The following is a 25903-nucleotide window of genomic DNA, read 5'->3' on the forward strand; positions in this document are numbered from 1 at the left end:
CTCTTATTTTAACAGCCCGCATATCATATCAGCTTGTTCAATTTGGAGATTAAATTATGCCGTCAATTGTTGTTGTAGGTGCAAACTGGGGTGATGAAGGCAAAGGCCGCATCGTAGATTTTTTAGCTGAGAACGCATCAGCAAGCATTCGCTTTCAAGGTGGTAATAACGCCGGTCATACCGTTGTGAATGATTTTGGCACCTTTAAACTACACCAATTACCTAGCGGTATTTTTAATCCTGATTGCATAGCAGTACTTGGCCCAGGCATGGTAATAAGCCCTAGCGCCTTAAGTGAAGAAATAGCCGAAGTTAAAGCCGCTGGCGTTAATGTAAAGCTGTGTATTTCTGATCGTGCCACTTTATGTCTGCCTTTACATGCCCTTGAAGACACCCTTGAAGAATTACGTTTAGGCGACGCTGCTTACGGCTCGACTCGCCAAGGTATTTCGCCAGCGTATGGCGACCGAGTAATGAAAAAAGGCATTTTAGTGGGTTGGTTAAATCAGCCTGACGTTTTACTAGAGCGTATTCAATTTATGCTTGATTGGAAAATGCCACAGCTAAAAGCCTTATATCCAAGTTGTGATTTTTCGCAAACAGCTGAAGAAATGACGCAGTGGTTACTCGATGTTACTGCGCCTTGGCGTGCATTTATTTGTAATGTAACAGAGCCGTTAAAAGCACTACAAAAACAAAATGCTAATTTATTATTTGAAGCTCAGTTAGGTGCAGGTCGCGATTTAGTCTATGGCGAATACCCTTACACTACCTCTTCAAACGTAACGGCTGCTTATGCAGGCATAGGCAGCGGTTTACCAGCGCTTCGTCCTGAACGTGTTGTTGCGGTAGCAAAGTCGTTTAGCTCATCAGTAGGTACGGGTACTTTAGTTACAGCGATGGAAGAGCAAGACAACTTTCGTGAAAGCGCTAACGAATATGGCGCAGTAACTGGCCGCCCACGGGACATGGGCTACTTTGATGCAGTTGCCACGCGCAATGGTGTTGAGCTACAAGCTGCAACCGAAATTGCTTTAACCAAAATTGATTGTTTATCGGGTATGAAAGATTTAAAAATCTGTGTTGCCTATGACGGCGATCATAGCGAAAACCCAATTTGGCCACAAACAGCTGCATTAAGCCCTGTATATGAAAATATGCAACCTTGGGATGAAGACATTACCGGTTGTCGTACCTTCGACAGTCTACCAATTGCAGCGCAACAATACGTTGAGCGCATTGAAGCGTTAATGGGCGTACCAATAACTATGGTGTCTGTTGGTCCTGAGCGCGAACAGATGATTATTCGCTAAATAGCGCTATTGTATTTAAATAATTGTTGGGTTTGCATGTAACCCAACAGTTATTAATAAAGGTCACACTGCGCTTGGCTGATTTTATGACCTTAACCACATAATTATTTTAACTTATTCTTACAGCCCTAGCCCTGCCATAAAGTCGTCATCATCACTATCTTCTGCTTCTTTTTCAGCTTTAGCCTTGGCTTTTTCTGCTTTTTGTTTTGCTTCGTTTTCGATGATGTCGTCGGGATCTATTGCTTCGACAATGTCAAAGTCGTGTAATTTAATAAACTCAGTTTTATCCATTGCCAGCTCTAAATAAAATATATTTTGCTTACTGGTGGTAAACGTTACGCGGCGCGCTTGTGGGCGATCCATTGTGGTATCTACCGAAATTTGTACCTGTTTATTAATTGCCATCATTTTTGGCTGATTTTGGGTAATAGAAGTATGTAATTGCTCGCGTACTTTAGAGGTAAAGTCACCAACTATTTGGTTCATTAGCTCGCCTAATACGTTGGATACATCGTCAGATAAATGACTATGTGCTATTTCTTCCTCGGGCATACCCATGTTGCGCATGTAATCACCATAAATTTCCATTGCCGCTTGCGATGTGAAATTAGTAATTACTAGGCCAGTAAAGCCGCCGTCAAATAACACAAAACAGCCAATATCTGGGCGCATACAAGTACGGGTGATTTTTTGCACCATAGCGGAGTAACTAACACTATTGCCACTGGCCGATGTGAGTACCCCTGTAACCGAGTGACAAAGGGTTGCTAATATATCATCGGTGCTAATAACTTTACTTTTGCTCATTTAATAGTCTCATTTATACTTATTTTTCATTATTCTAGCCAAGCTACTTAATTTATCACTGACTATCCAGCATAAAATGTTAAAATAGCGCCATTATTTTCAAAGAGACTGGCTTCGTGACCATTAAAGACAGTATTTATGCCTCTGAGCAACAAGTTAAAGACTTTAGTTTTGATCAAAACGTAGTCGAAGTTTTTCCTGATATGATCCAGCGCTCTGTGCCGGGTTACGCCACTATAGTAAGTACTATGGGTAAACTTGCCGGTGAGTATGCGCAAAGTAACTCTAACCTTTACGATTTAGGCTGCTCGCTGGGCGCAGTTACATTAAGTATGCGCCGTAATATTCGCACCGATAACTGCCATATTATTGCAGTCGATAATTCACAAGCTATGGTTGAGCGTTGTAAGGTACATTTACAAGGCTTTAAGTCAGAAGTACCGGTTACCGTTACTTTAGGCGACATTAACGAGCTTGAAATTCAAAATGCTTCAGTGGTGGCAATGAACTTTACGCTGCAGTTTATTCCGCATGCACAGCGCCAAGCAGTCCTTGAAAAAATATACGCCAACTTAAAACCCGGCGGTGTATTGCTGCTGAGCGAAAAAATAAAAGCCGAAAACGAGCTGTGCGATAATTTACTAATTGACCTACACCACGACTTTAAACGCCATAATGGGTATTCGGAGCTTGAAATAAGTCAAAAGCGCACCGCTATTGAAAACGTAATGCGCCCAGATACGCTAAGCACGCACTTTACCCGCTTAAAAGACATTGGCTTTAGCCAAACTCAGGCGTGGTACCAATGTTTTAATTTTTGCTCAATGATCGCAATTAAATAAAGAGAGTAAGTAATTTATGTCTCAATGGTTTAACCAATTTTACGCTGCTATTGCACAAAGCCCACTTAGTCACTGGCTAGAAACTCTGCCTGCGCAATTAAAACATTGGCAGTTAGAGGCAAGTCATGGCGACTTACCACAGTGGCAAAAAGTGCTTAAAAATTTACCTGAGGTTAAAACTCAACATGTTGATATTACTTCTCAGGTAAAAATTGGCACTCCGGGTGAAATGACCGATGGTGAGCAAAAACAAACCCTGCATTTGTTAAAGCGCATGATGCCATGGCGCAAAGGCCCATTTAGTGTTCACGGTATTGAAATAGATACAGAGTGGCGCAGCGATTGGAAATGGGATCGCCTGCTTCCACATATTGAGCCACTCAAAGGCCGCACAGTGTTAGATATTGGCTGCGGCTCGGGCTATCATTTATGGCGTATGCGTGGTGAAGGCGCTCAGTTTGTAGTAGGCATTGACCCTTCTGACTTATTTTTGTGTCAATTTCAAGCTATAAAACACTTTAATCCCGACGAAAACGTACACTTATTACCACTGGGTGTTGAGGCACTACCCGAGTTAAAAGCATTTGATACGGTATTTTCGATGGGGGTACTTTATCACCGTCGCTCGCCTATCGACTTTTTAGCGCAATTAAAAGCACAACTGCGCCCCGGTGGCGAGCTGGTACTAGAAACCTTAGTCATTGAAGGCGACGAAAATACAGTGCTTGTACCCACTGATCGCTATGCAAAAATGCGTAATGTATGGTTTATTCCAAGCACTGCGGCATTAAAACTGTGGATGGAGCGCGTGGGCTTTAAAAACGTACAAATTAAAGACTGCGCAATTACTACACTAGATGAGCAACGCAAAACAGCTTGGATGGAAAACGAATCGTTAGTCGACTTTTTAGATCCAAACGACACCAGTAAAACCATTGAAGGTTACCCAGCACCACTACGTGCTATTTTAACTGCTAAAGCATAGCGTTAACGGCAACATCAGCAAACAATAAAAAACGCCTACGGGCGTTTTTTTGTTTATTTAGCCAGCAATTAGCGGACAAGTGTCCTGTCAATTATTTCAATACTATATTTACGCTAGCCGCGGTTACGCAATTGTTGTAAAATACGCGCGTTTCTAAGCAACCCAAAACAACTATTTTGAGGAAAACCTGTGAGCGAACAAAAACAGTCTCTAAGCTATAAAGACGCGGGCGTAGATATCGACGCTGGTAATGCACTTGTTGAGCGTATTAAAGGGGTGGTTAAAAAAACTCGTCGTCCTGAAGTAATGGGCGGTATTGGTGGTTTTGGCGCACTTTGCGAAATTCCAGCAGGTTATAAGCAACCAGTATTAGTTGCCGGCACTGATGGTGTGGGTACTAAGTTACGTTTAGCTATCGATCTTAAAAAGCACGACACTGTAGGTATCGACTTGGTCGCTATGTGTGTAAACGATTTAATTGTTCAAGGTGCTGAACCGCTGTTTTTCCTAGATTACTATGCAACAGGTAAGCTAGACGTAGACACTGCCGCAGACGTAGTAACCGGCATTGGTAAAGGCTGTGAAATTTCTGGCTGTGCCCTTATTGGTGGCGAAACCGCAGAAATGCCTGGTATGTACGACGGCGAAGACTACGACATGGCTGGTTTTTGTACCGGTGTTGTAGAAAAATCAAAAATTATTGATGGCACTAAAGTAGCCGCGGGCGATCAACTTATTGCCCTTGCTTCAAGTGGTCCGCATTCAAATGGTTTCTCGCTAATTCGCAAAGTACTTGAAGTATCTAACGCAGATACAAGCGCTGATTTTGAAGGCAAAACATTAGGCGAAACATTGCTTGAACCTACTCGCATTTACGTTAAACCACTGCTTGAGTTATTCAAGCACGTTGACGTACACGCGCTTTCGCACATTACCGGTGGCGGCTTTTGGGAAAATATCCCACGCGTATTACCTGCCTCTGCAAAAGCAGTAGTAAAAGGCGATAGCTGGCAGTGGCCACCTATTTTTAACTGGTTACAAGAAAACGGTAACATTACTACGCATGAAATGTACCGCACATTTAACTGTGGTGTAGGCATGGTATTAGTTGTTCCAGCCGACAAACTTGAGCAAAGTTTGAGCATGCTAAAAGACTTGGGCGAAAACGCATGGCACCTTGGTGAAATTCAAGACGCAGCGCCTGGCGAAGAGCAAGTTGAAATTGTAGGTGGCGCTAAGTAATGGCACCCACTCGTCTTGTAGTTTTAATTTCAGGCGGTGGCTCTAATTTACAAGCCATTATTGATGCCTGTGAAAGTGGCGAGATAAATGCGCAAATAGCGGCTGTTATTAGTAACAAAGCAGACGCTTATGGCCTTGAACGTGCTAAGCAAGCTGGCATTGCTACACAAGTGCTGAGTCATAAAGATTTTGACTCACGCGAGGCCTACGATACACAGTTAATGAGCATCATTGACTCTTTTATACCGAATCTAGTTGTATTAGCTGGGTTTATGCGTATTCTTACTCCTAACTTGGTGCAAAAATATATTGGAAAAATGTTGAACATTCATCCATCTTTGTTGCCTAAGTACCAGGGGCTGAATACCCACCAAAGAGCAATTGATGCAAATGATGATGTTCATGGCGTAAGTGTTCATTTTGTAACTGAAGAGCTAGACGGAGGTCCGGTTATACTTCAGGCAAAAGTACCTGTACTCAAGGATGATACAGCAGACACATTAGCAAAACGCGTGCACGAACAAGAGCATATAATTTATCCTTTGGTGGTCAAGTGGTTCAGTGAACACAGACTAACTATGGAAGCAGATTATGCAGTTCTTGACGAAACAAAACTTCCTGCACACGGCGCGCAGTACCCACAATAAAAAAATAAGTGCCCTGCTATTATGTGTGGGCACTTTACTTCCAACTAGCCTTATTGCCGGCGAATTGACACAGTACGAAGCTAAGTATGATATTTTACGCAAAGGTAAAAATCATGGTGAAGCCGTACGTGAACTCAAAAAGATAAGTGACGATAACTACGAGTTAACCTATCACAGCAATATTGAGTGGATGATTTTTTCTGACTCACGCCAGGAAACCTCTAAATTTACCTTTAAAGATGGCAAAGTGAGCCCGCATCATTATTCAATGATCCGTACCGGCACTGGTCCTGATAAAGATTACAATATTGATTTTGACGCACAAAAAAAAGTAGTTAACAGTAGTCGCAGCGAATACCCGCTTGAATGCGAATGGACTGATGACTTTCAAGATGCTATTTCGTATCAGGTACAAGTGCGCGAAGGTTTGAAAAAAGGCGAAACCAGTTTTTCATTCCCATTAATCGATAAAAAAGGTAATCGCCGCGACTACAATTTTGAAGTTGTTGCAACAGAGATGATTTCATTACCTATCGGCAACGTAGAAGCAATTAAAGTAAAACGCTTATACGATAACGACAAACGCCAAGCACTTGCTTGGTTTGCACCAGAAATGGATTACATGTTAGTGCGTATGTGGAAAGGTGAAAAAGGAATGGAACAATTTGAAGTGCAAATAAACTCATTTACCGTGACAACACCTGTCATTGCCCCACCTGCTGATATTAAAAAAGTAACAAGCCCAGAGTAAGCAATTATTTTTAGCTACAAATGGCTTTATTACTATTAGTTTATATCTTTATTACTATTAGTTTATATAAAGCGCGATGCAAATCGCGCTTTATATATACGTTTTTTTCGCGATTAAATCTAAAAGTTAAGCTTTATTATGCTTCACTTTGCTGCTGCGCAGAAGCTGGCAAGCCAAAAACTCGATCGAACGCCCATGTAAAAACAATTGCATAAACAAAAAAGAATATAAAAAATCCAAGGTTCGCTATAAACGCACTAAGCACTGAAATTTTCAACCACAGCGCCATAACCGGCACTAAAATTAAAACAAGGCCACCTTCAAAGCCAATTCCGTGTAATAAGCGACGATTGAATGAGCGACCTTTTATTGTTTGCTGAGACTCCCAGCGCTCAAATAACGCATTAAATACATAGTTCCAGCTAAGTGCTACGCTGGATAATACAAAAGCGAGGCCTATCGCTGAAGTTGCTGATTTATCAAACATAAAACTTATAATAGGACCAACAAAAGCAATGGCAAATAATTCATACAACACAGCTTGTAGAATACGGCGTTTTTTAGGAGTCATAATATAATTCCGATAATAAATAATGTACTGGGTCAGCTCAATATAAAAGCCCGCGTCTACTTTACTACAACAGTTGTTTGCCTCTCAACTAAGCGCTAAAGGCAAAAAACAAGCTTAAATCAATTCACCCATCTTAAATAATACAAACTCACCCGGCTGCATTTTTTTCCAGCGCTCGTCGTTAGTCAGTGGTTTTGTTGCTATAACACTAACAATATCGTTGGGCGTGGTTTCTTCGTTAAAATCGACCACCATGTCAGCATCAATCAAGGTCGCTTTTCCAAAGGGCGCACGGCGAGTTATGTAATGTAAGTTATTGGTACAGTAAGCTAAAACAAATACGCCATCGGTCAGCAGCATATTAAAAACGCCCTTTTCACGCAGTGTATGCGAAAGCGTTGCTGCATAACGAAATACCGATGCCATATCCTCTGGCTTATTTGGGTACTTAGTGCGTATTTGATCCAGCAGCCAGCAAAAAGCCAACTCGCTGTCAGTATCGCCAACAGGTCGGTAATGATCAGGCTTTAAATCATGGTAATTAGATAACTGGCCGTTATGCGCATAAGTAATTTCGCGCCCCCACAGTTCACGCGTAAACGGGTGCGTGTTTTCAAGGCATACTTTACCGCGGTTACCTTGGCGAATATGGCTAATAACTGACACACTTTTAATCGGGTATGCTTTAACTAACTTCGCTATTTCTGACTGGTAGCTCGGCTGCGGATCTTTAAAGGTTCTGCAGCCTTTGCCTTCGTAAAATGTAATACCCCACCCATCTCTATGTGGCCCAGTATTACCCCCGCGCTCCAGCAGCCCCGAAAAACTAAAACAAATATCTGTAGGCACATTCGCTGACATGCCAAGAAGTTCACACATAAAATAAATAACCTTTAAACCACGTATTAATAAATAACGTTATATTTTTATATTAAGCGTACACTATTTAGTTATGTGTACGGGCGTCTATATTTACTTAAAAAATAACATTTTACTATTAGATTAAATTTTTTTTGTCGCTATGAATGCATAGACTAAAGCTGTAACTTACTTTATTAACGCTGACTCTATTAAATGAGCTGCTTTTTTACGGTTATTTTGATTAAAATTTAACTACGTAAGGTACTTGAAACTTAGCGTTACTAACGCTACTCTAACTAAGGTGGTCTGACCTCTAATAAGGAATTAGCAATGACACTCATATTTACACTCGGTTTAATCGCACTGCTCAGCGCAGCGGTTTACCACAGAGCAAGTTGGAACACCGCACTTGGTGTTTCTATTGCAACATTATTAATTGGTACCTTTGCGGGTGCTTTTGGTTTAATTAGTTGGATAATATTTTTAATTATAGCGGTGCCTCTCTCTGTTACTGGTATTCGCCAGCAATATATTGTTAAGCCTCTTTTTACTATGTTTAAAAAAGTAACGCCTAGCATGTCTGATACTGAAAAGTCAGCCATTGATGCCGGTACAACATGGTGGGAAGCTGATTTATTTTGTGGTAACCCAGATTGGAAAAAGTTACACCAATATCCAGTGCCTAAGCTAACTATTGAAGAACAAGCCTTTATCGATGGCCCTGTTGAAGTAGTGTGTAGTATGCTCGATGACTGGGAAGCAACACACGAACTTACCGATCTTCCTCAAGATGTATGGCAATACCTAAAAGATAACAAATTTTTTGCCATGATCATCAAAAAAGAATATGGCGGTTTACAGTTCTCAGCATTTGCACAGTCGTGCGTACTACAAAAGCTAACCAGTAAATCAACCTTACTTTCGTCAATTGTTGGCGTACCAAACTCATTAGGTCCTGGTGAATTACTCCAGCACTATGGAACAAAAGAGCAAAAAGACCATTACTTACCGCGCCTTGCCAGTGGCCAAGAAATTCCATGTTTTGCATTAACCTCGCCAGAAGCAGGTTCTGATGCAAGCTCAATTCCAGACTACGGTGTAGTATGTAAAGGACAATGGAAAGGTGAAGAAGTTGTAGGTGTTAGCCTTACATGGAACAAGCGTTATATTACGCTTGCACCTGTGGCTACGGTACTAGGGCTTGCATTTAAATTACAAGATCCTGATGGTTTAATTGGTGATAATAAAGAGCCAGGCATTACCTGTGCACTTATTCCAACCGATACTCCAGGGGTTGAAATTGGTCGTCGCCACTTCCCGCTTAATGTGCCGTTTCAAAATGGTCCTACGCAGGGTAAAGATATATTCGTACCGCTTGATTACATTATTGGTGGGCCAGATATGGCAGGCCAAGGCTGGCGTATGCTGGTTGAGTGTTTATCGGTTGGCCGTGCAATTACATTGCCGTCAAACTCAGCCGGTGGCATTAAAATGATTGCTGTTGCAACCGGTGCCTACAGCCGTATTCGTCGCCAGTTCCGCTTACCTATTGGTAAAATGGAAGGCGTTGAAGAGTCGTTAGCAAAACTTGCTGGTTATGCATATAGCTCTGATGCTGCCGTAAGCATGTCTACCGGTGCGGTAGATTTAGGCGAAAAACCTTCGGTTGTTTCGGCTATTATTAAATACCACCTTACAGAACAAATGCGTGACTCTACCCTGCACGCCATGGACGTACTTGGCGGTAAGGGCATCATGCTTGGGCCAAATAACTATTTAGGCCGTGGTTATCAAGGTGCACCTATTGCGATTACCGTTGAAGGTGCCAACATTTTGACCCGTAATATGATTATTTATGGTCAAGGTGCAATTCGCTGTCACCCGTTTGTACTTACCGAACTAGGTGCGTGCGAAATTGAAGACCGTGAAGAAGCGCTAAACGTATTTGATAAAGCATTAATGGGTCACATTGGCTTTACCATGTCTAACCTTGTGCGCACTAAATGGCTCGCGTTAACGGGTGCTCGTTTTACAAGTGTGCCGTACAAAGACGAAACCGCTGAGTTTTACCGTATAGCGTCGCGCTTTAGTGCATCACTTGCACTTATGTCTGACATTAGCATGGCAGTATTTGGTGGCTCACTAAAACGTAAAGAGCGTATTTCTGCTCGCTTAGGTGACTTACTAAGCTACCTATACTTAGTGTCTGCAACGCTTAAACGTTATAACGACGAAGGCCGTAAAAAAGAAGACTTCCCGTTAGTACAGTGGAGCTGTCAAGATCACCTGTATCATTGTCAACGCGCACTTGCTGATTTAATTAATAACATGCCTTCTGCTCCACTGCGTGGCGTATTAAAAGTATTGTTATTCCCGTTTGGCCGTCCGGTTCGTAAACCTACCGACCAACTTGAACACAAATTAGCGCAAATACTACAAGTACCTAGCGAAACGCGTAATCGTTTGGCAAGCTATGTGTATTTAACAAATGAGCCGCTTAACCTTGTAGGCCGTCAAGAGCAAACGCTTAAAGACGTACTTGAAGTTGAGCCATTATTTGACCGTGTATGTAAAGAAAAAGGCCTTAAACTGCCATTCTTTCAGCTTGATAAAGTAGCGCAAATGGGTCTTGAGGCTGGTATTTTAAGCCAAGCAGAAGCTGACAAGTTAGCCGCTGTAGAACAAGCTCGTTTAGACGTTATAAACGTTGACGACTTTGATCCTGCTGATTTACTCGCTGGTAAAGCAGCTCGTAATAATAAACCTAAAAAAACTGATGCCGCTAAATAAGCCCAACATCTACTTTTAAGTTATAAAAGCCAGCACATTATGTGCTGGCTTTTTTATGTGTAAGATTTTGATACACTTTTATTGTACATAAAATCAGCTGCTTATTGCGTTTAAAAACTGTTCAGGTAAAACTGCTATAAATACTTTAACCTAAATTCGGGTTATAAAAACAACAGTGAAGGAACGTAACAATGAAGCAAATTATTAAACTTACAATAATTACATGCGCAGTTACCCTAGCGCTCTCTGGTTGCAGTGAATCAACCAACTCATCCTCATATACAGCCCCGCTAACCAGCTCTAAAGCGCATGTAAAAGAACTGAGCACCTACTCAGCTGAAACATTTTTTGATACCACCTCAATAATGGGGAGTAGCTTTTCACCCCATGGCGATAAAATTTTAGTCAGTAGTGATGAAAGTGGCATTTACAGCCTATATGAGGTTAATGTCCAAACAGGCGGCAAAACTCGCTTAACCGATTTTACCGACAGTACCTACCCTATCCGCTATTTTCCAAATGATGAGCGAGTGTTGTTTACCAAAGACACGGGCGGTAACGAACGCTTTCATATTTATGTACGCGAAACTGACGGCACAGTAAAAGACTTAACCCCAGGGGATGAAACCCGCGCTAGTTTTGCCGGCTTCACTAAAAATGCCAGCCAATTTTTTATTACCAGCAATCAGCGTGATGCTAAGTTTATGGATTTATATCGCGTTAATAGTAAAACCTATAAAGTGACGCCTGTTTATCAAAATACTTTAGGACTAAATGTAGGTGCAATAAGCCCAAATGGTCGTTTTATTGCGCTGTCTAAAAGTAATAGCAACAAAGACAGCGATACCTTTATTTTAGATACTTATACTAAAACACTAAAGCCACAGTTAATTTCAAAACACCATACACCTGCTCAATACAGCCCTGAAACCTTCTCTGCCGATAACAAATACTTATACTACTCTACAGACGCTAAAGGCGAGTTTTCGCAGATGTGGCGTTATGACCTAGCTTCTGGCGAGCACAGCCCAGCTTTAGCCGATGACTGGGACGTAACCTTTATTTATTTTTCAACGTCGGGGCGCTACCAGGTAAGTGGTGTGAACGCCGATGCCAGCACTAAAGTAACCGTGATCGATACGCAAACGAATAAAGAAATTGCCATGCCTAAGCTACCGGCAGGTAATTTACGGGGTGTGAGCTTTTCAGCTGATGAGCAAAGCATGGCCTTTTATTTAAATTCAGACACTGCACCTAGTAATTTATTTGTATGGCAAGTAGGCAGTAATAACACGCAGCAATTAACTAATACCCTCAGTAAAAAAATTAATCAAAACGATTTAGTGCAAAGCACTATAGTACGCTTTAAGAGCTTTGATGGTTTAGAAATACCAGGTGTTTTATATAAACCCAAGCAAGCGAGTAGCACCAACAAAGTGCCTGCGTTAATTTGGGTGCACGGTGGGCCAGGCGGACAAAGCCGTACCGGTTATAGTGCGATGCAACAGCATTTGGTAAATCATGGTTACGCCATTTTTGCAGTTAATAATCGAGGCAGCTCGGGCTATGGTAAAACCTTTTTTCATTTAGATGATAAAAAGCACGGCACCGATGACCTACAAGATATTGTATACGGCAAAAAACATTTACAGAGCTTAGAGTGGGTCGATACCGATAAAATTGGCATTATGGGTGGTAGCTATGGCGGCTTTATGACCGCGGCAGCCCTTGCCTTTGAACCCGAAGAGTTTAAAGTTGGGATTAATATTTTTGGAGTAACCAACTGGGTACGTACACTTAATTCTATTCCACCTTGGTGGGAGAGCTTTAAAAAGTCGCTGTACGACGAAATGGGCGATCCGGCAACAGACGGTGATCGTCACCGCGCCATTTCACCGTTATTCCACGCTAGAAACATCATTAAGCCACTTATGGTTATTCAAGGCGCTAACGATCCGCGCGTGTTACAAGTTGAAAGTGATGAGCTTGTAGCTGCACTTAAAGCCAATGGCGTACCAGTTGAGTATGTATTGTTTGACGATGAAGGTCATGGTTTTAGCAAAAAAGAAAATCGGATCACGGCATCAAACGCTTACTTGAAATTTTTAGAGCAGTATTTAAAAGCTGAATAAGTTTGCACTGATTAATTTATGCCTGCATCTTTGTGGGCTTTTTTATGTGCTAAGAAATGTAATTTATGATTTTGATTGTATTCAAACTTGTTATTGAGGAAATAACAAGTGGCGGAGTGGACGGGACTCGAACCCGCGACCCCCGGCGTGACAGGCCGGTATTCTAACCAACTGAACTACCACTCCGCAGAGATATCATATTACTTTAACTTTACTTGTATTACTTAATTTGTTGGCGGAGTGGACGGGACTCGAACCCGCGACCCCCGGCGTGACAGGCCGGTATTCTAACCAACTGAACTACCACTCCGCAGAGATATCATATTACTTTAACTTTACTTGTATTACTTAATTTGTTGGCGGAGTGGACGGGACTCGAACCCGCGACCCCCGGCGTGACAGGCCGGTATTCTAACCAACTGAACTACCACTCCAGCATACAAATTTTATACTATAACAATGTTTAAATAGTTGGCGGAGTGGACGGGACTCGAACCCGCGACCCCCGGCGTGACAGGCCGGTATTCTAACCAACTGAACTACCACTCCAGCGTATATTTAAACTGTTATCTTTTTTCTTATTGGCGGAGTGGACGGGACTCGAACCCGCGACCCCCGGCGTGACAGGCCGGTATTCTAACCAACTGAACTACCACTCCAGAATAAGAATATGTTTTACAACCATATGTTGTGTAAGCGTTGGCGGAGTGGACGGGACTCGAACCCGCGACCCCCGGCGTGACAGGCCGGTATTCTAACCAACTGAACTACCACTCCAGCGTATATTTAAACTGTTATCTTTTTTCTTATTGGCGGAGTGGACGGGACTCGAACCCGCGACCCCCGGCGTGACAGGCCGGTATTCTAACCAACTGAACTACCACTCCACATTTTCGTTGCTGTTTGAGTCTCCCCTGACAGCGGCGTGAATAATACGAACCAGCCCCTATTTCGTCAAGGGCTTTTTCGCTTTTATTTAGGTTTTTTAGTCATCTGTCATCGAAAGGTTTAAAATTTCACCGCTTTTGTCATTTTTTGAGCCGTTTTTAGTACTTTGCTTTTTTTCAGAATTACCAACATCGTCATTTGTTGTTGTCTTTTTATTTATAAAAGGCAGCTTCACTTTAAATTTAAGCGATTTTTTCTGTACAAAAATACGAATTGCCAGCCAACCCATTAATAAAACGCACAGATTTCCAACAATAATTAAGCTGAGTAAAACCCAATTCGCTATTTTTTCTGCTACGGGTTCACTCTCAATCATTAAATCAGGTGGAATTATGGTCGCTGGATCAACTGCTGGTATCGCTTCTATTGGGCGTGCAATTTCAAATTTGTACGTTGGCAGCGTTGCCATAAACTCACGACCCTTTATATTTGTGCCAAAAATAGACAGCTCGACACTATATCGACCCCAACCATAATTTTTAATTGCTAACTGCCTCGTATGTTGTGCATCCGACTCTATACTAAACATTTGCTCTTCGTTATTAGGGTAGTAAATTTTACCCTGCATAATTACGGTTTCTGGCTTAACTATTGTGTCATCTAAATTAATAGTCAGCAGGTGGTTATTTATATCTTGCTCTGCAGGCTCGATTTCATAACTAAAAGGTGGTTGGTGCACTATTAAAGCATCTTGCACTACGCTTCTTTCTAATAACGGCGTTTTAATATAAAGCACTGGAGTCCACTCCCCTGCTATGAAATCTAAATTAAGCTCCCCCGTAAATACGCCATCCTTCTGACGCTCATCTAAACCATACCCATCATCCTTGAACCTAGCTACTTCCTCTCTGCCCGCTCCAAAGTTGGCAAATTTTTCATTATTTGTACTAATAAAATCTATTTTTAAATCTACTACATCGTTAAAAAGATCTGCATTGATTGGTTCACCATCATTTAAGACCCTTCCCGTCATTTTTATTTTTTCACCTTGAAACAGCATTGTAGGAAATGGCTCTGTCTCGAGTGTTATTTCCCCTAGCACCACTATTCGACTTTTAGGCAAAATATTACCAATAGCTTGCCAAGGGCCCGGCATGGGATTTTTAATGCGAATAATGTCGTAGCCAACTTCATCATACCAATCAAGATCTAGGTTTTTAGCTAGATCTGTCACTGCATACTTACCGCCATCAGGCCTAACTAAAATTACCGCTGGAGTGCCTGGTTTTCTAAAAAAAAGTAACGTTATTTCATCAATATGGCTATCAATACGAAAACGATTATCTAATAAAGGGATTTCATTTTGCCTCCCATCACGCTTTAGTACTTCAACTTGTTTAACGCCATATGCGCTGGTTGCAAAAAAACTAGCAGATACTAATGCGGTTACCAAATAAAAGGTTTTCATAATATGGCCTTAATCAGCGCGCCATATACAGTGGCCGCCTTCATTATTAACAATATCTAATCGTGCTTCGTGTGCAGCTTGTTCTGCCTCACTGGCGCTTAATACTACAAGAGGTGCTCTTTGGGCGCTTAAGCGTCGTATTCCGCCTTTTTGCTGTTCGGTATCGTCATTTTTGTTTTGATTCAAATTTAGCTTAACTTGTCCGCCAGTCATTGCTAGGTAAACGTCGGCTAATATTTCAGAATCCAGTAATGCGCCGTGCAAGGTTCGCTTAGCGTTATCTACGTCGTAACGACGGCATAACGCATCTAGGTTGTTCTTTTGTCCTGGATGCAAGTCACGCGCCATTTTAAGCGTGTCGAGTACTTGACAGAAGGTGGCCGTTTTAGGATAGCCCTGGTTAAGCAGAGAAAATTCGTTATCCATATGGCCAATATCGAACGGCGCATTATGAATAACCAGTTCTGCACCCTTAATATAATCAAAAAACTCTTGAGCAATTTGATGAAACAGTGGTTTATCACGTAAAAACTCATTAGTGATACCGTGAACATCTATTGCTTCTTCTTCACTGTTACGCTGCGGGTTAATATACACATGAAAGTTATTGCCGGTTAAGCGGCGATTTACTAATTCAACACACCCTATTTCGATAATACGATGCCCTTGTTTAGGGTCGATGCCGGTGGTTTCTGTATCTAAAACTATTTGTCTGCGTGCCATATCGAATTAATCCTGACTCTGGTATCTTTCTATAATCACTTTATTGTACATAATATCAAGGTAAAACAGTGGAAAAAACCGTAGAGATTTATACCGATGGTTCGTGTTTAGGTAATCCAGGCCCCGGTGGTTATGGTATATTCATGATTTATAACGAACATGAAAAAAAATTGAGTCAAGGTTATAAACTAACAACTAATAATCGCATGGAAATGCTGGGGGCAATTGTGGCTCTGGAAGTATTAACTCGCCCATGTGTTATTAATATCACTACCGATAGCCAATATGTGAAACAAGGTATTGAGTCTTGGATGACGAATTGGAAAAAGCGCGGCTGGTTAACCTCAGCTAAAAAACCAGTAAAAAATGTCGACTTATGGAAACGACTCGATTTAGCGTGCGCTAAACACACCGTAACCTGGAAATGGGTTAAAGGGCATAGCGGTCATAAATACAATGAAATTGTAGATGACTTAGCGCGCGATGCCGCTGGCAGTAAAGATTTACTCGATGATGTAGGTTATCAACCTTAAAGCTGATTAGCACATACCAAATTACTTTTTATTTTGCTCACAATGCTTTAAGTGTTGCTTTGAGGTTTGTCTAAGGCCCCCTTCTACTGTTGTAAAGCGCGGGCGAGCATGCCACTTAGGTTTAATGGGTGTGAGCGGTGCAACACGTTTACGTGCCACCAGCATGTAAACACTGCCCATAGGTTTTAAGTATTGTTTGGTAAAGCTACGCCAAAACGCAAAACGCGACAATCTATTACCTCGCGCCAGTGATGAGTAAATAAAGCGCTCATCACTCACTATTTCAAATCCCAATAAATTAAGCCAATCTTTAACCCGTGCAGGGGTAAAAAAACGCCCTGTCCATGGCAGTTTCTGACCACTAAATGGTAATAATTGCGCAAGCCCACATAAACTAAACGGATTAAAGCCTGTTACCACAATATACCCACCTGGAATTAAAGTGCGATGTGCTTCGCGTAAAATATGGTGAGGATCTGAGTGATACTCTAAGCAATGGCTTAAAATGCATGCATCAATAGTGTGCTCATAAAATGGTAATTCGTCTATATCGGCAATAACGCCGGTGTGAGCGCCCGCTTGCGCTACGCACACTTGGTGTTTTATTAAACATTTACTGGTGTTTAACTCGCCACTCAAACTACCTAACTTAAGCATATGGTAGCCAAACATACGGGGGAGCCACGGCGCTAATTTACGTTCAATCTCACAGCGTAAATAATCCCCATGAGGAAACTGCTGCCATGACAACGGTTTAGGTCCTTCTTGAAAACTAAGGGCTGGTTTCATTTTATGAGCTCGTTATACTAGGTGTTAACTGTCACTTTATAGAGCAACGTTACATGGTGCAAGTCAAAGCAATTAAAGCCTTTTCAGATAATTATATTTGGTGCTTAACTACAAGCAATAATACGCAAGCTTGGGTAGTCGATCCGGGCCAAGCAGAGCCAGTACTTGATTATTTGGCGCAGCATAATTTAACCTTGGCGGGTATTTTAATTACCCATCATCATTACGACCATACCGATGGCGTAGCAAAGCTGGTTAGCGAAAACCCAAACATTGCTGTATACGGCCCAACTAACAGCCCGTTTAAGGGGATTACTCAGCAACTTACTGATGGCCAAAGTATTACAGTGCTTAATACTGCTTTTAATATTATAGCGACACCCGGGCATACTCTAGATCATATTTGTTATGTTAATGAACAACTTGCCTTTACTGGTGATACTTTATTTAGTGGTGGTTGTGGGCGTTTATTTGAAGGCTCTGCAGAGCAAATGTGGCACTCGTTTAATAAACTGCGCGAATTACCTGCTGATTGCAAAGTTTACTGTACTCACGAATACACTCAAGCTAACCTCGCTTTTGCAACAGCCATTGAACCGCGTAACCCAGAGCTACTTGCCTATAGTAAAAGAGTAGATGAACTGCGCAGCAAAAATGAAATTACTTTACCAAGCACTATCGGCCAAGAGCTAAAAATAAACCCCTTTATGCGCAGCGATTTACCTAACATTACTGAACTATTACCAAAAGAATTTTGCTCGGTTACAAAAAACAATGAACCTTGGGAAAACTTTGCGGGTCTGAGAAAGTTCAAAGACCATTTTTAATCCGCTAACCAATAGCCACATGTACTTTTTGTTTAGCAATCAAAAAGTTAAAATTAGCATTTGATTATTGCTAAGTGTTTTAAAAGGTCACAAGTGGCAATGTTAGCTCATAACGGGTAGTATTCGCCGAGTTTTTTACCCCATGTATTGGTATTTATGAATAAATCTCCCCTATTACTGGTTTTAGTATTAGCACTAAGCGGCTGTCAAACGTTAACAAACGAAAACACTGACTCGCAAGCCGCAACTCAAGCAAATAAGCAGCTTGGAGGCGCAAGTCCACACGATATTAGCAATGCATTAATGAGCAGCGCCAAGTATCAACACGTTAAAGATACTGACACTGAAGCACCTATTTTTGATGATGTATGGGAGCGTATTCGTTACCAGCTTTCAATAGAGGTGCCGCAAAATCGCCCCGTAGTTACCGAGCGTAACTATTATGCAAAGCACCAATCTTATTTAAATCGTATTTCGAAGCGTGCCGAACCTTATTTGCATTTTATTGTTGAAGAAATAGAAAAACGTGAAATGCCTATCGAAATTGCACTGCTGCCTATTGTAGAGAGTGCTTTTGATCCGTTTGGTTACTCGCATCGCACAGCGTCGGGTATTTGGCAATTTATGCCACAAACCGGTGAGCGTTTCGATTTAAAGCAAAACTGGTGGTATGACGGGCGTCGCGACATAGTACAATCAACTCGCGCTGCGCTTGATTACTTGTCGTATTTACACAAAACCCTTGAGGGCGATTGGCTCAATGCCATTGCAGCTTATAACTCGGGTGAAGGTCGTTTGTTGCGCGCGATTAAAAAGAATCGCAAGAAACACTTGCCGACCGATTTTTGGTCACTTGATTTACCTAGCGAAACCACCGCCTATGTACCAAAATTATTAGCACTGGCCGACTTATTAAAGCGCTCAGATGACTTTAACGTGACGTGGAATCCTATTATAAATGCACAAGTTGTTGAAGTAGTTGAAATTGGTTCGCAAATTGACTTAGCACTCGCTGCAGAAATGGCCGATATAACACTCACTGAGTTGTATAGGTTAAACCCTGGTTTTAATCGTTGGGCAACCGATCCTAATGGCCCGCATTCTTTACTATTACCGGTTGATAAAGCTGAGCAGTTTAGTCAAAAATTAGCTAATACTGATATTAAAAACCGCTTACGCTGGCAGCAATATACGGTTGAGCGTGGCGACAGTTTATCGGTTATTGCCAAAAAGTTTACCACCAGCACCAGTGCAATCCGATCATTAAATAAGTTAAGCTCAAATACAATTAGAGTCGGTCAGCAACTATTAGTGCCACTAACTGATGGCGCAATTAATAGCGAACATTTACCAGAGCAAATGCGCTCTGCGGCTAATAATACCAGCCGTACTAAGCTTTCGCATACGGTTAAAAGTGGTGATACGCTGTGGGATATTAGTCGTGAATACGATGTCACTATGGATGAGCTTGCAAAGTGGAATAAGCTGAAGAAAAGCGCCACATTGCGTTTAAATCAAAAGCTAACGGTATATAAATCTGCTAATAAAGCAAAGACAGCAGCAAACACAACGCATCGTACAATTACGTATAAAGTGCGCCGTGGTGATTCGTTAGCGCGTATTGCGTCTAAGTTTAACTTAACTGTAAACGACATTATAAAGTGGAATAGTTTAGCCGGGCAAAAGTATTTACAGCCGGGGCAAAAGCTTAAATTAAAAGTAGATGTTAGAAGCAGTTAAACTGCAACAGGTAAAACTAAGGCGCTTATAGCGCCTTAGTTATTTTAGGCTTGTGCTAATATTGCTTTAAGGGTGCTTTGTTTTGCAATAATATCTTTATAAAGCGCAAACTGATTTTGCGCCCGCTCTAAATTATGATTGGCATGTTTGATTGAAAAATAATTATCGCCATCAATATAATCTGTTAAAAATCGCAGGCCTATCATAAAGGTCATCACTTTAGCGCCTAGCCAAAAGCTTTGTTTTTCTTGCTCGGTGATCAGGCCTTTTAATGGCTCTACGTAACCTTTAACTATGGCTGCAAATATTTCTTCGCGCACACCTACATTACTTAAATCGGTGGAGTCTTCTTGCTCTGGTGAGCAAAAGGTGCGTACCATATCACCAAAGTCGTAAAGCCAATACCCTGGCATACAGGTGTCTAAATCGATTACCGCTTTAGCATTATGTGATTGCTCACAAAACAGCATGTTATTTATTTTTGTATCGTTATGACAAGGCCTTACCGGTATAGATCCTGCTAATGCTTGAAGTTCATCAATGAGTGTAAATTGCGATAAACAAAAATCAACCTCAGCTTGGCAACTAGCTAAGCGCTGCTCTGGGTCAAGACTAACTGCAGTTTTAAACGTCTGTGCACGCATGGCTAAGTTATGAAAGTCAGGGATCACATGGTGCAATTGTTCTGCATCAAAATCCTCTAGCGCCACAGCAAATTGACCAAAGGCATTCGCCGCAGTTTGCGCTTGGGTAGCATTAGTGACTACATCGTCGCTGTAACTGCCACCAATAAACTCTAGTGCTCGCCATACCCCCTGATCACAGTTAACTAAATAGTCATTATTAATAGTCGCTACGTGGCGAATAATATCTAAGTTGTACTCACCCAATTGCTGCTTGCTAGTTAGGTGTTGCTCTATTAAACGGGCATTTTTTACGAGTAAACCGGGCTCAGGAAACACATCAACATTGAGCTTTTGTACTACTAGCGACTTTTTAGCCGTGCTAAGTAACCATGTACTATTGATCAGCCCACTACCGATTGGTTTGATACTGATATGCTGATTGCCTACGCCAAAACTTTCAGACAAATGAACCGCGATGGGATTTAGCTGCATAGCTATTTTGCTACCTAAAAATAAAATAACTCAGATAATAAAGGTGAGCTTAGGGTAACACTCACCTTTATTAATAATTAAAGCTTACTAAGCCAATTTTTTAACCACGGCTCGGTAACCGGCCAAGGTTCAAAGTCTTCGCAGGCATCAACTTCTAAGCGGTTACCAACAGGCTTAGCTTGTAAGTCACGTAATAATTCATCAAAGCTGCGCCCTGCACCACAAAAGGTGTCGCCGTAGCTTCTGTCGCCCATGGCAATAATTCCAAATGGCTTGTCGGTTAACATAGGAAAAGTACTATTTAACTGATTATAAAAATCAGCCAAGTTATCAGGCACATCGCCTTGGCCGGTTGTTGAGGTAATAATTAAAATATGTGACGCACTTTGAATGTCGCTCAACACTGGCTCATTAAATACCGTAACGCCATGCCCAGCTTGCTCTATTGTTGTGGCTACTTCGTCACTTAAACGCTCTGCACCGCCATATACGCTGCCTACAAAAATACTAATATGTGCCATTAATTAATAATCCTTTTCTTCATCTGGCCAACCTAGTTGTTTGCAAATGCTGAGCATTGCATCACCTAGTGGCGCTTTAATTGTTATTGATTCATTACTATAAGGGTGCACAAAGCTAAGCTCAGTTGCAAATAACATTAATCTGCGCAGCTCAAAATGCTCCCTAAAAAATTGATTATGCTGATTATCACCATGGTTTACATCGCCAATGATAGGCAGTGATAAATGCTTTAAATGCCGACGAATTTGATGTTTACGCCCCGTTTTAGGAAAACATTCTACGAGGGAATAGCGCACCGTTGGATACTTGCCAATGGGAATAGGCAAGGCTGCTTGGTGCAAGCAGTTAAACTCAGTTTGCGCTTCTTGTGGCGCTTTGTCTTGATCGGCAAACTTATCTGCTATTTTGTCCAGCTCTTCTTTTAGTGGTTTATCTAAAAATACCCACTCGGGTGCAAAACCACGTACTAATGCTAAATAGCGTTTACTAATAGTGCCTTCAATAAATAACTGATTCATATCGCGGGCCGCTTCTGAACTTAACGCAAACAGTAACACCCCCGATGTGGGTCTATCGAGCCTATGTACCGGAAAAACATGCTGCCCAAGTTGATCGCGTAGCATTTGCATAGCAAACTGGGTTTCGTGCTTATCTAAAAACGAACGATGCACTAATAAGCCTGAAGGTTTATCTATGGCTACGTAGTTTTCATCCTGATACAAGATAGTCAGTTCGCCATACTCAATTGGTATTGGGCGCTCACTCATTTGGCTCTCCTAAAAAGGCATCGAGAGCTGTTAACAGAGTAATAATTTCATCGCTGCCTTTTTTACTCGCAAGCGCCATTTGTGCCATAGGAGCAATTGCAAAGTTGCGCGGCAATGGCTGCTTATCAATAATTAGCTGCTCAACTTTTTCAATAAATACAAACTGTAACCATTGCTCAAATGCTATGGTGTCGTGGCAAAAGGGCACGTTTGATTGTAATGCTTCTACTGCTATTGGCTCATTTTGCCAAAGCTGATGCTTTTTTAAAAGTGCCCTTAACTGCACTAAATAAGCTTGAGTTTGCTGGTACATAACCGCCCTCTTAAAACTAGATGAAGTAATAATACCATTTGTATTTATTAAGAGCGAAATTATAGTAACTGAAAATACCCGCTTAATATTACCCCCGCTTGCTCGGTTATTTAGCAAAATCAAAACTCAAATTCTATAAGCGCGGTTCCCTCAACCTTTGCTATGGCGTATAATTGACGCAATTTTGTAGTAAAAACAATTGAGAAAACGATGAGTAAGCAAATAGCGACATTAGGGCAGCTTTTAGATAATGCAGGTACTCAGTGGCGCGCGTTTGATATTGGTAGGCACATAACTAAGCTTGATAAAAAACAATTTTTAGCCATAGAGCAAGCACAAGTCCCTTACCCATATCCGCTTGCTGGTCATGCGTGGTTAGCTATTCAGTTTTGGGATAGTAAAGCGAGTAAAGAACCTTATGTATGGTTTTTAAAATTTCCAGTAGATGAGCAAAGCAAATTGGTGAGTGCGAGTCGTGATCACTTTGCCGACATGGTAATTGAAGCTCTCGGCACACAGCTTACCGGTGAGCAAGCCGACGGTAAACTTGATAACAACCCTTATGTTTTTACACCAAATGCCAACAAGTTAGCAGCCTTTAATGCGCAGCTTAAAGTATTATTAAAGCAACCTGCATCACAGTATTACGAGCATACGCAGTTGTACTTTAGTGGCAAGCTGGGTTTTGAAAATTGGCAAAGTGTGGCATTACAAGGCATTGCCGATTTTGCACTGCGCCTCGATAATGAGACTAACTTAGCTAATTTACAAAAAGCTTGGCCTTATTTGCCCGTTGAGGTATTACAGCCCCTTAGCGCCATGCTTGAGCATGTAGAAATACCGCCCTCATTAAGCCAATTACTAGTAGAGTACGGCCAAGCGGCTATAAAAAATAATGACCCGTTTGCTGTTACAGTAGCGCTACGTTCGCTTTCTAAAGCGCAAGCGCAAGGCTTAACCACCCAATTGGTCGATAGCGTATTAACTTCATCGGTTAATCAAGATGCTGATGTACTGCTCACTATTGCTGGGCGTTGTTTTAAACAACTTGAAGACCCTGAACGCTTGCATATATTTATGGATAACTGTGCACACCATCAACAAATTACTGAACTATTTGTGAGTGTTTTTGCTGATTTAGTTGCAATACCCACCATTCGCCCGCATTTATTAGGCTTATTACGTAAAGAAAATCGTAGCGAAACCCTCGCGCGTGCAATTGGAAGGTTATTCTCTTAAATGGCAAGTTTATGGACGTTCATACTTATTGGTAGTGTAATTTACTTATTTTGGCTAAACCGAAAGGTAGCCGAGGCGGCGAACGTTCATGCTAAACGCCAAAGCGAACAACTGCAGGTGCAATTAATGAGCGTTGCCTGTAGTAAACGCCGCTTTGGCTTTTTAAAAAGTGGTAAACCTGGAGTGAAAAGCGAATTTATTTTTGAGTTTTCAAGTGATGGCGAAAATGCCTATCAGGGAATACTGATCATGGAAAATGAGTATTTAAAAAGTGTGGTTATTCCACCGCATAAAATATAACCTTTATACTGCGCTAAAAGTTTAATTTAAGGTTAAGATTAAAAATGAGTAAAACACAAAAAACTAAGGCGTAACTAAAGTTACGCCCCAATTGACAAACATCCTGTTAGGTATCCTTTACCTGTGTAATCCGTATTATCATCCTCTGAACGAGCAAACAACCTTGTTCACCCTCACATTGCATCCTGCAATATCCTCTTGCCACCTTGGCTGTCCTGCGTAAACTAACGCTCCGGCTACTTCCTGTAGCGCCATCCTTGATTATCCCTTAGTAGCTCCTGCCACTTAAGCGCATCATGCACTTCCCTACTCATCCTTGCATCCGTGTTAACTTGTCCGTTTTGCTTCTTGCTAGCGTCTGCTATGTTGCCTACTTCCGTATCCTTGGCAATCACTCAATCATTGAGCTGTGTCGTCTTGACAAAGTAAAGTTTAAAGCAAATGGCTAGTAGATATAGTACCTAGCTGTTAATTATTAAATGGCATTTATATTAAAAAACACAAACTACAAAAATAACCTTACATATCAATATAATAGGTAATAAGAAACTATTTCAATGCAATTTAAACTGACAACTCGCACAGCAATGTAAGATATATCTCACGGTCATATGTCCGTATTGGGATGTTAACCACCAATGCAGGCTACCTTTAGGGTCTGTTGACCTTTGCGGATTAAAATTTGTTCAAACTAGGGGCGATTTAATCACGGCGCGAGGTTTGTAACCTAGTGGGCTAAGTAAAAACCGAGCAACAAAGAGTCAATCGCCCCTAGGCAGAACCCTTCGGGCAGCGCATGTTTGGCATTGATGCTACGTTATCGCCTATTTATGGGGAATAACCACACCACATAGGCTCTGCCTTGCCTAAATACCAAACACACTGCTGCAAATTTAACCTTGAAAGATCAACAGACCCTAACCTAAATTAAATTTAGTTTTTTGACTTAAATAACAATTCGCCCGCAATCTTATTAAAAGTAAGCTGCTTAAAGCTTTCAAACCCTTCGGTTTTAAAAAACTGAGTATGCTCTTTGCGCGTTACAAACACCGCCATACCTGCAGACTCAGCATTAGATTGAACTAGGTCATTTAGGCCTCTTAATAAATAACGCCCAAATCCTTGGCCATGAAAATGCGGATCGACCGCAATAAAAGCTAAAAAATAGTAGTTGCCCTGCTGCTGTAGTGCATCTCTAATTGTTTGCTCTTTATCTATTAGTTGATTGGTTTGTAAGTAACCAGCACTTAACATTAGCTTTAAGCGCCAATGCCAATAACGCTGCGCCTGTAATTGGCTGTTTGATTCGAACACGCAGGCAACGGCTTTGAGCTTATCGTTACGATATAAACCAATAAGCGGCTGCTTTTCTTGCCAAAAGCTGCTTAGCTCTTCGCGAATTAATGACCGAAGTTTTTTTTCGTAGGCCGATTTACTCTCTTGCTCGTAATTGAGCATAGTTTGTAAAATAGGATCGTCGTGGTACGCCTGATAAATTAAACTCGCGGCAATACTTATATCTTCTGCGGCTAAATACTGTACGCTAAATGTATCGGCTTGGGTGGTCACAGTCATTATTATTCCTTTTTTGTATTAGAACAACACATCATTATTTTCGCCTTATGATTAAACCATTAGCTTGGCGCTATAATCACTAACTTAATGCGATTGGGTTTACTCATAGCTACAACTTAAACACATAATAAATTTATATTTGTTCTCTAAATAAGCG

At 41.4% G+C, this 25903-nt stretch carries 24 protein-coding genes and 7 tRNA genes; 13 read left to right on the forward strand and 18 right to left on the reverse strand.

All coding sequences use genetic code 11. The features are described 5' to 3' along the window. Positions 1 to 56: 56 nt before the first annotated feature. Positions 57 to 1313, forward strand: a complete 1257-nt coding sequence (locus CIK86_RS08070) for an adenylosuccinate synthase (RefSeq protein WP_011328609.1) — start codon at positions 57 to 59, stop codon at positions 1311 to 1313. Between the two features lie 120 nt (positions 1314 to 1433). On the opposite strand, the gene CIK86_RS08075 is transcribed toward CIK86_RS08070, so the two are convergent. Then, on the reverse strand, positions 1434 to 2123 hold the full coding sequence (locus CIK86_RS08075) for a DUF3334 family protein (protein ID WP_011328610.1): 690 nt from the start codon (positions 2121 to 2123) through the stop codon (positions 1434 to 1436). 116 nt (positions 2124 to 2239) lie between these two features. On the opposite strand from CIK86_RS08075, the gene cmoA reads away from it, so the two are divergent. The 5 genes from cmoA (at position 2240) to CIK86_RS08100 (ending at position 6590) form a co-directional block, all read left to right on the forward strand. Beyond that, positions 2240 to 2965: a carboxy-S-adenosyl-L-methionine synthase CmoA gene (gene cmoA / locus CIK86_RS08080; RefSeq protein WP_011328611.1), complete on the forward strand. Its 726-nt coding sequence runs from the start codon at positions 2240 to 2242 to the stop codon at positions 2963 to 2965. 16 nt (positions 2966 to 2981) lie between these two features. Continuing rightward, on the forward strand, positions 2982 to 3950 hold the full coding sequence (gene cmoB, locus CIK86_RS08085; protein ID WP_011328612.1) for a tRNA 5-methoxyuridine(34)/uridine 5-oxyacetic acid(34) synthase CmoB: 969 nt from the start codon (positions 2982 to 2984) through the stop codon (positions 3948 to 3950). Positions 3951 to 4139: 189 nt separating this feature from the next. Continuing rightward, on the forward strand, positions 4140 to 5192 hold the full coding sequence (gene purM, locus CIK86_RS08090; RefSeq protein ID WP_011328613.1) for a phosphoribosylformylglycinamidine cyclo-ligase: 1053 nt from the start codon (positions 4140 to 4142) through the stop codon (positions 5190 to 5192). Next, positions 5192 to 5839 carry a phosphoribosylglycinamide formyltransferase gene (purN, locus tag CIK86_RS08095; protein WP_011328614.1) on the forward strand — a complete coding sequence of 216 codons (648 nt, stop codon included), beginning with the start codon at positions 5192 to 5194 and terminating at the stop codon, positions 5837 to 5839. The genes purM and purN overlap by 1 nt, the downstream gene beginning before the upstream one ends. Next, a complete protein-coding gene (locus CIK86_RS08100) occupies positions 5793 to 6590 on the forward strand; it encodes a DUF3108 domain-containing protein (protein WP_231613495.1) in 798 nt (265 codons plus the stop codon). The genes purN and CIK86_RS08100 overlap by 47 nt, the downstream gene beginning before the upstream one ends. Positions 6591 to 6726: 136 nt before the next feature. Here CIK86_RS08100 and CIK86_RS08105 read toward each other — a convergent pair whose 3' ends face one another. Both CIK86_RS08105 and CIK86_RS08110 read right to left on the reverse strand, forming a co-directional pair. After that, a complete protein-coding gene (locus tag CIK86_RS08105; RefSeq protein WP_011328616.1) occupies positions 6727 to 7161 on the reverse strand; it encodes a PACE efflux transporter in 435 nt (144 codons plus the stop codon). Positions 7162 to 7275: 114 nt separating this feature from the next. Then, positions 7276 to 8040 (reverse strand): class II glutamine amidotransferase, encoded by a 765-nt coding sequence (locus tag CIK86_RS08110; protein ID WP_011328617.1) that lies wholly within the window; start codon positions 8038 to 8040, stop codon positions 7276 to 7278. A 312-nt stretch (positions 8041 to 8352) separates the two neighbouring features. On the opposite strand from CIK86_RS08110, the gene fadE reads away from it, so the two are divergent. Next, positions 8353 to 10812, forward strand: coding sequence for an acyl-CoA dehydrogenase FadE (gene fadE, locus CIK86_RS08115; protein ID WP_011328618.1), 2460 nt, complete (start codon positions 8353 to 8355; stop codon positions 10810 to 10812). A gap of 191 nt (positions 10813 to 11003) precedes the next feature. Beyond that, positions 11004 to 12944 carry a S9 family peptidase gene (locus CIK86_RS08120; RefSeq protein ID WP_086999237.1) on the forward strand — a complete coding sequence of 647 codons (1941 nt, stop codon included), beginning with the start codon at positions 11004 to 11006 and terminating at the stop codon, positions 12942 to 12944. A gap of 109 nt (positions 12945 to 13053) precedes the next feature. Here the strand turns inward: CIK86_RS08120 and CIK86_RS08125 are convergent. From CIK86_RS08125 to dnaQ, 9 genes are all read right to left on the reverse strand, one after another. Further along, positions 13054 to 13130: transfer RNA gene (locus CIK86_RS08125), tRNA-Asp, on the reverse strand. 47 nt (positions 13131 to 13177) lie between these two features. Further along, positions 13178 to 13254: transfer RNA gene (locus tag CIK86_RS08130), tRNA-Asp, on the reverse strand. A 47-nt stretch (positions 13255 to 13301) separates the two neighbouring features. Then, positions 13302 to 13378 (reverse strand) — tRNA-Asp (locus tag CIK86_RS08135). Positions 13379 to 13416: 38 nt separating this feature from the next. Further along, a tRNA-Asp gene (locus CIK86_RS08140) sits at positions 13417 to 13493 on the reverse strand. Between the two features lie 33 nt (positions 13494 to 13526). Continuing rightward, a tRNA-Asp gene (locus tag CIK86_RS08145) sits at positions 13527 to 13603 on the reverse strand. A gap of 41 nt (positions 13604 to 13644) precedes the next feature. Beyond that, positions 13645 to 13721 (reverse strand) — tRNA-Asp (locus tag CIK86_RS08150). Between the two features lie 33 nt (positions 13722 to 13754). Then, positions 13755 to 13831: transfer RNA gene (locus tag CIK86_RS08155), tRNA-Asp, on the reverse strand. A 98-nt stretch (positions 13832 to 13929) separates the two neighbouring features. Beyond that, positions 13930 to 15300 carry a TIGR03503 family protein gene (locus CIK86_RS08160; protein WP_086999242.1) on the reverse strand — a complete coding sequence of 457 codons (1371 nt, stop codon included), beginning with the start codon at positions 15298 to 15300 and terminating at the stop codon, positions 13930 to 13932. A gap of 9 nt (positions 15301 to 15309) precedes the next feature. Then, the gene (gene dnaQ / locus CIK86_RS08165) at positions 15310 to 16023 is read right to left on the reverse strand and encodes a DNA polymerase III subunit epsilon (RefSeq protein ID WP_086999245.1); all 714 of its coding nucleotides are present in this window, start codon (positions 16021 to 16023) and stop codon (positions 15310 to 15312) included. A 68-nt stretch (positions 16024 to 16091) separates the two neighbouring features. On the opposite strand from dnaQ, the gene rnhA reads away from it, so the two are divergent. Further along, a complete protein-coding gene (gene rnhA / locus CIK86_RS08170) occupies positions 16092 to 16556 on the forward strand; it encodes a ribonuclease HI (RefSeq protein WP_086999248.1) in 465 nt (154 codons plus the stop codon). Positions 16557 to 16577: 21 nt separating this feature from the next. On the opposite strand, the gene CIK86_RS08175 is transcribed toward rnhA, so the two are convergent. Then, complete coding sequence (locus CIK86_RS08175; RefSeq protein ID WP_011328624.1) at positions 16578 to 17345, reverse strand: class I SAM-dependent methyltransferase; 768 nt, start codon at positions 17343 to 17345, stop codon at positions 16578 to 16580. A 53-nt stretch (positions 17346 to 17398) separates the two neighbouring features. On the opposite strand from CIK86_RS08175, the gene gloB reads away from it, so the two are divergent. Continuing rightward, a complete protein-coding gene (gloB, locus tag CIK86_RS08180; protein WP_011328625.1) occupies positions 17399 to 18172 on the forward strand; it encodes a hydroxyacylglutathione hydrolase in 774 nt (257 codons plus the stop codon). Positions 18173 to 18328: 156 nt separating this feature from the next. Continuing rightward, positions 18329 to 19912 carry a LysM peptidoglycan-binding domain-containing protein gene (locus tag CIK86_RS08185; protein ID WP_011328626.1) on the forward strand — a complete coding sequence of 528 codons (1584 nt, stop codon included), beginning with the start codon at positions 18329 to 18331 and terminating at the stop codon, positions 19910 to 19912. Positions 19913 to 19956: 44 nt separating this feature from the next. Here CIK86_RS08185 and CIK86_RS08190 read toward each other — a convergent pair whose 3' ends face one another. The 4 genes from CIK86_RS08190 to CIK86_RS08205 form a co-directional block, all read right to left on the reverse strand. Continuing rightward, the gene (locus CIK86_RS08190; protein WP_011328627.1) at positions 19957 to 21030 is read right to left on the reverse strand and encodes an aminoglycoside phosphotransferase family protein; all 1074 of its coding nucleotides are present in this window, start codon (positions 21028 to 21030) and stop codon (positions 19957 to 19959) included. A gap of 77 nt (positions 21031 to 21107) precedes the next feature. Next, positions 21108 to 21551: a flavodoxin gene (locus tag CIK86_RS08195; protein ID WP_011328628.1), complete on the reverse strand. Its 444-nt coding sequence runs from the start codon at positions 21549 to 21551 to the stop codon at positions 21108 to 21110. Positions 21552 to 21554: 3 nt separating this feature from the next. Continuing rightward, complete coding sequence (gene truC / locus CIK86_RS08200; RefSeq protein WP_086999251.1) at positions 21555 to 22319, reverse strand: tRNA pseudouridine(65) synthase TruC; 765 nt, start codon at positions 22317 to 22319, stop codon at positions 21555 to 21557. Continuing rightward, positions 22312 to 22632, reverse strand: coding sequence for a YqcC family protein (locus CIK86_RS08205; RefSeq protein ID WP_086999254.1), 321 nt, complete (start codon positions 22630 to 22632; stop codon positions 22312 to 22314). The genes truC and CIK86_RS08205 overlap by 8 nt, the downstream gene beginning before the upstream one ends. A gap of 210 nt (positions 22633 to 22842) precedes the next feature. On the opposite strand from CIK86_RS08205, the gene CIK86_RS08210 reads away from it, so the two are divergent. Beyond that, a complete protein-coding gene (locus tag CIK86_RS08210) occupies positions 22843 to 23871 on the forward strand; it encodes a DUF3549 family protein (RefSeq protein WP_086999257.1) in 1029 nt (342 codons plus the stop codon). Then, positions 23872 to 24171 (forward strand): DUF3301 domain-containing protein, encoded by a 300-nt coding sequence (locus CIK86_RS08215; RefSeq protein ID WP_011328632.1) that lies wholly within the window; start codon positions 23872 to 23874, stop codon positions 24169 to 24171. It begins immediately after the preceding gene. Positions 24172 to 25104: 933 nt separating this feature from the next. Here CIK86_RS08215 and CIK86_RS08220 read toward each other — a convergent pair. Beyond that, positions 25105 to 25746, reverse strand: a complete 642-nt coding sequence (locus CIK86_RS08220) for a GNAT family N-acetyltransferase (RefSeq protein ID WP_086999262.1) — start codon at positions 25744 to 25746, stop codon at positions 25105 to 25107. Positions 25747 to 25903 lie beyond the last annotated feature (157 nt).

It is taken from the genome of Pseudoalteromonas sp. JB197 (genome assembly GCF_002332205.1).
Classification (GTDB): Bacteria; Pseudomonadota; Gammaproteobacteria; order Enterobacterales; family Alteromonadaceae; genus Pseudoalteromonas; species Pseudoalteromonas nigrifaciens.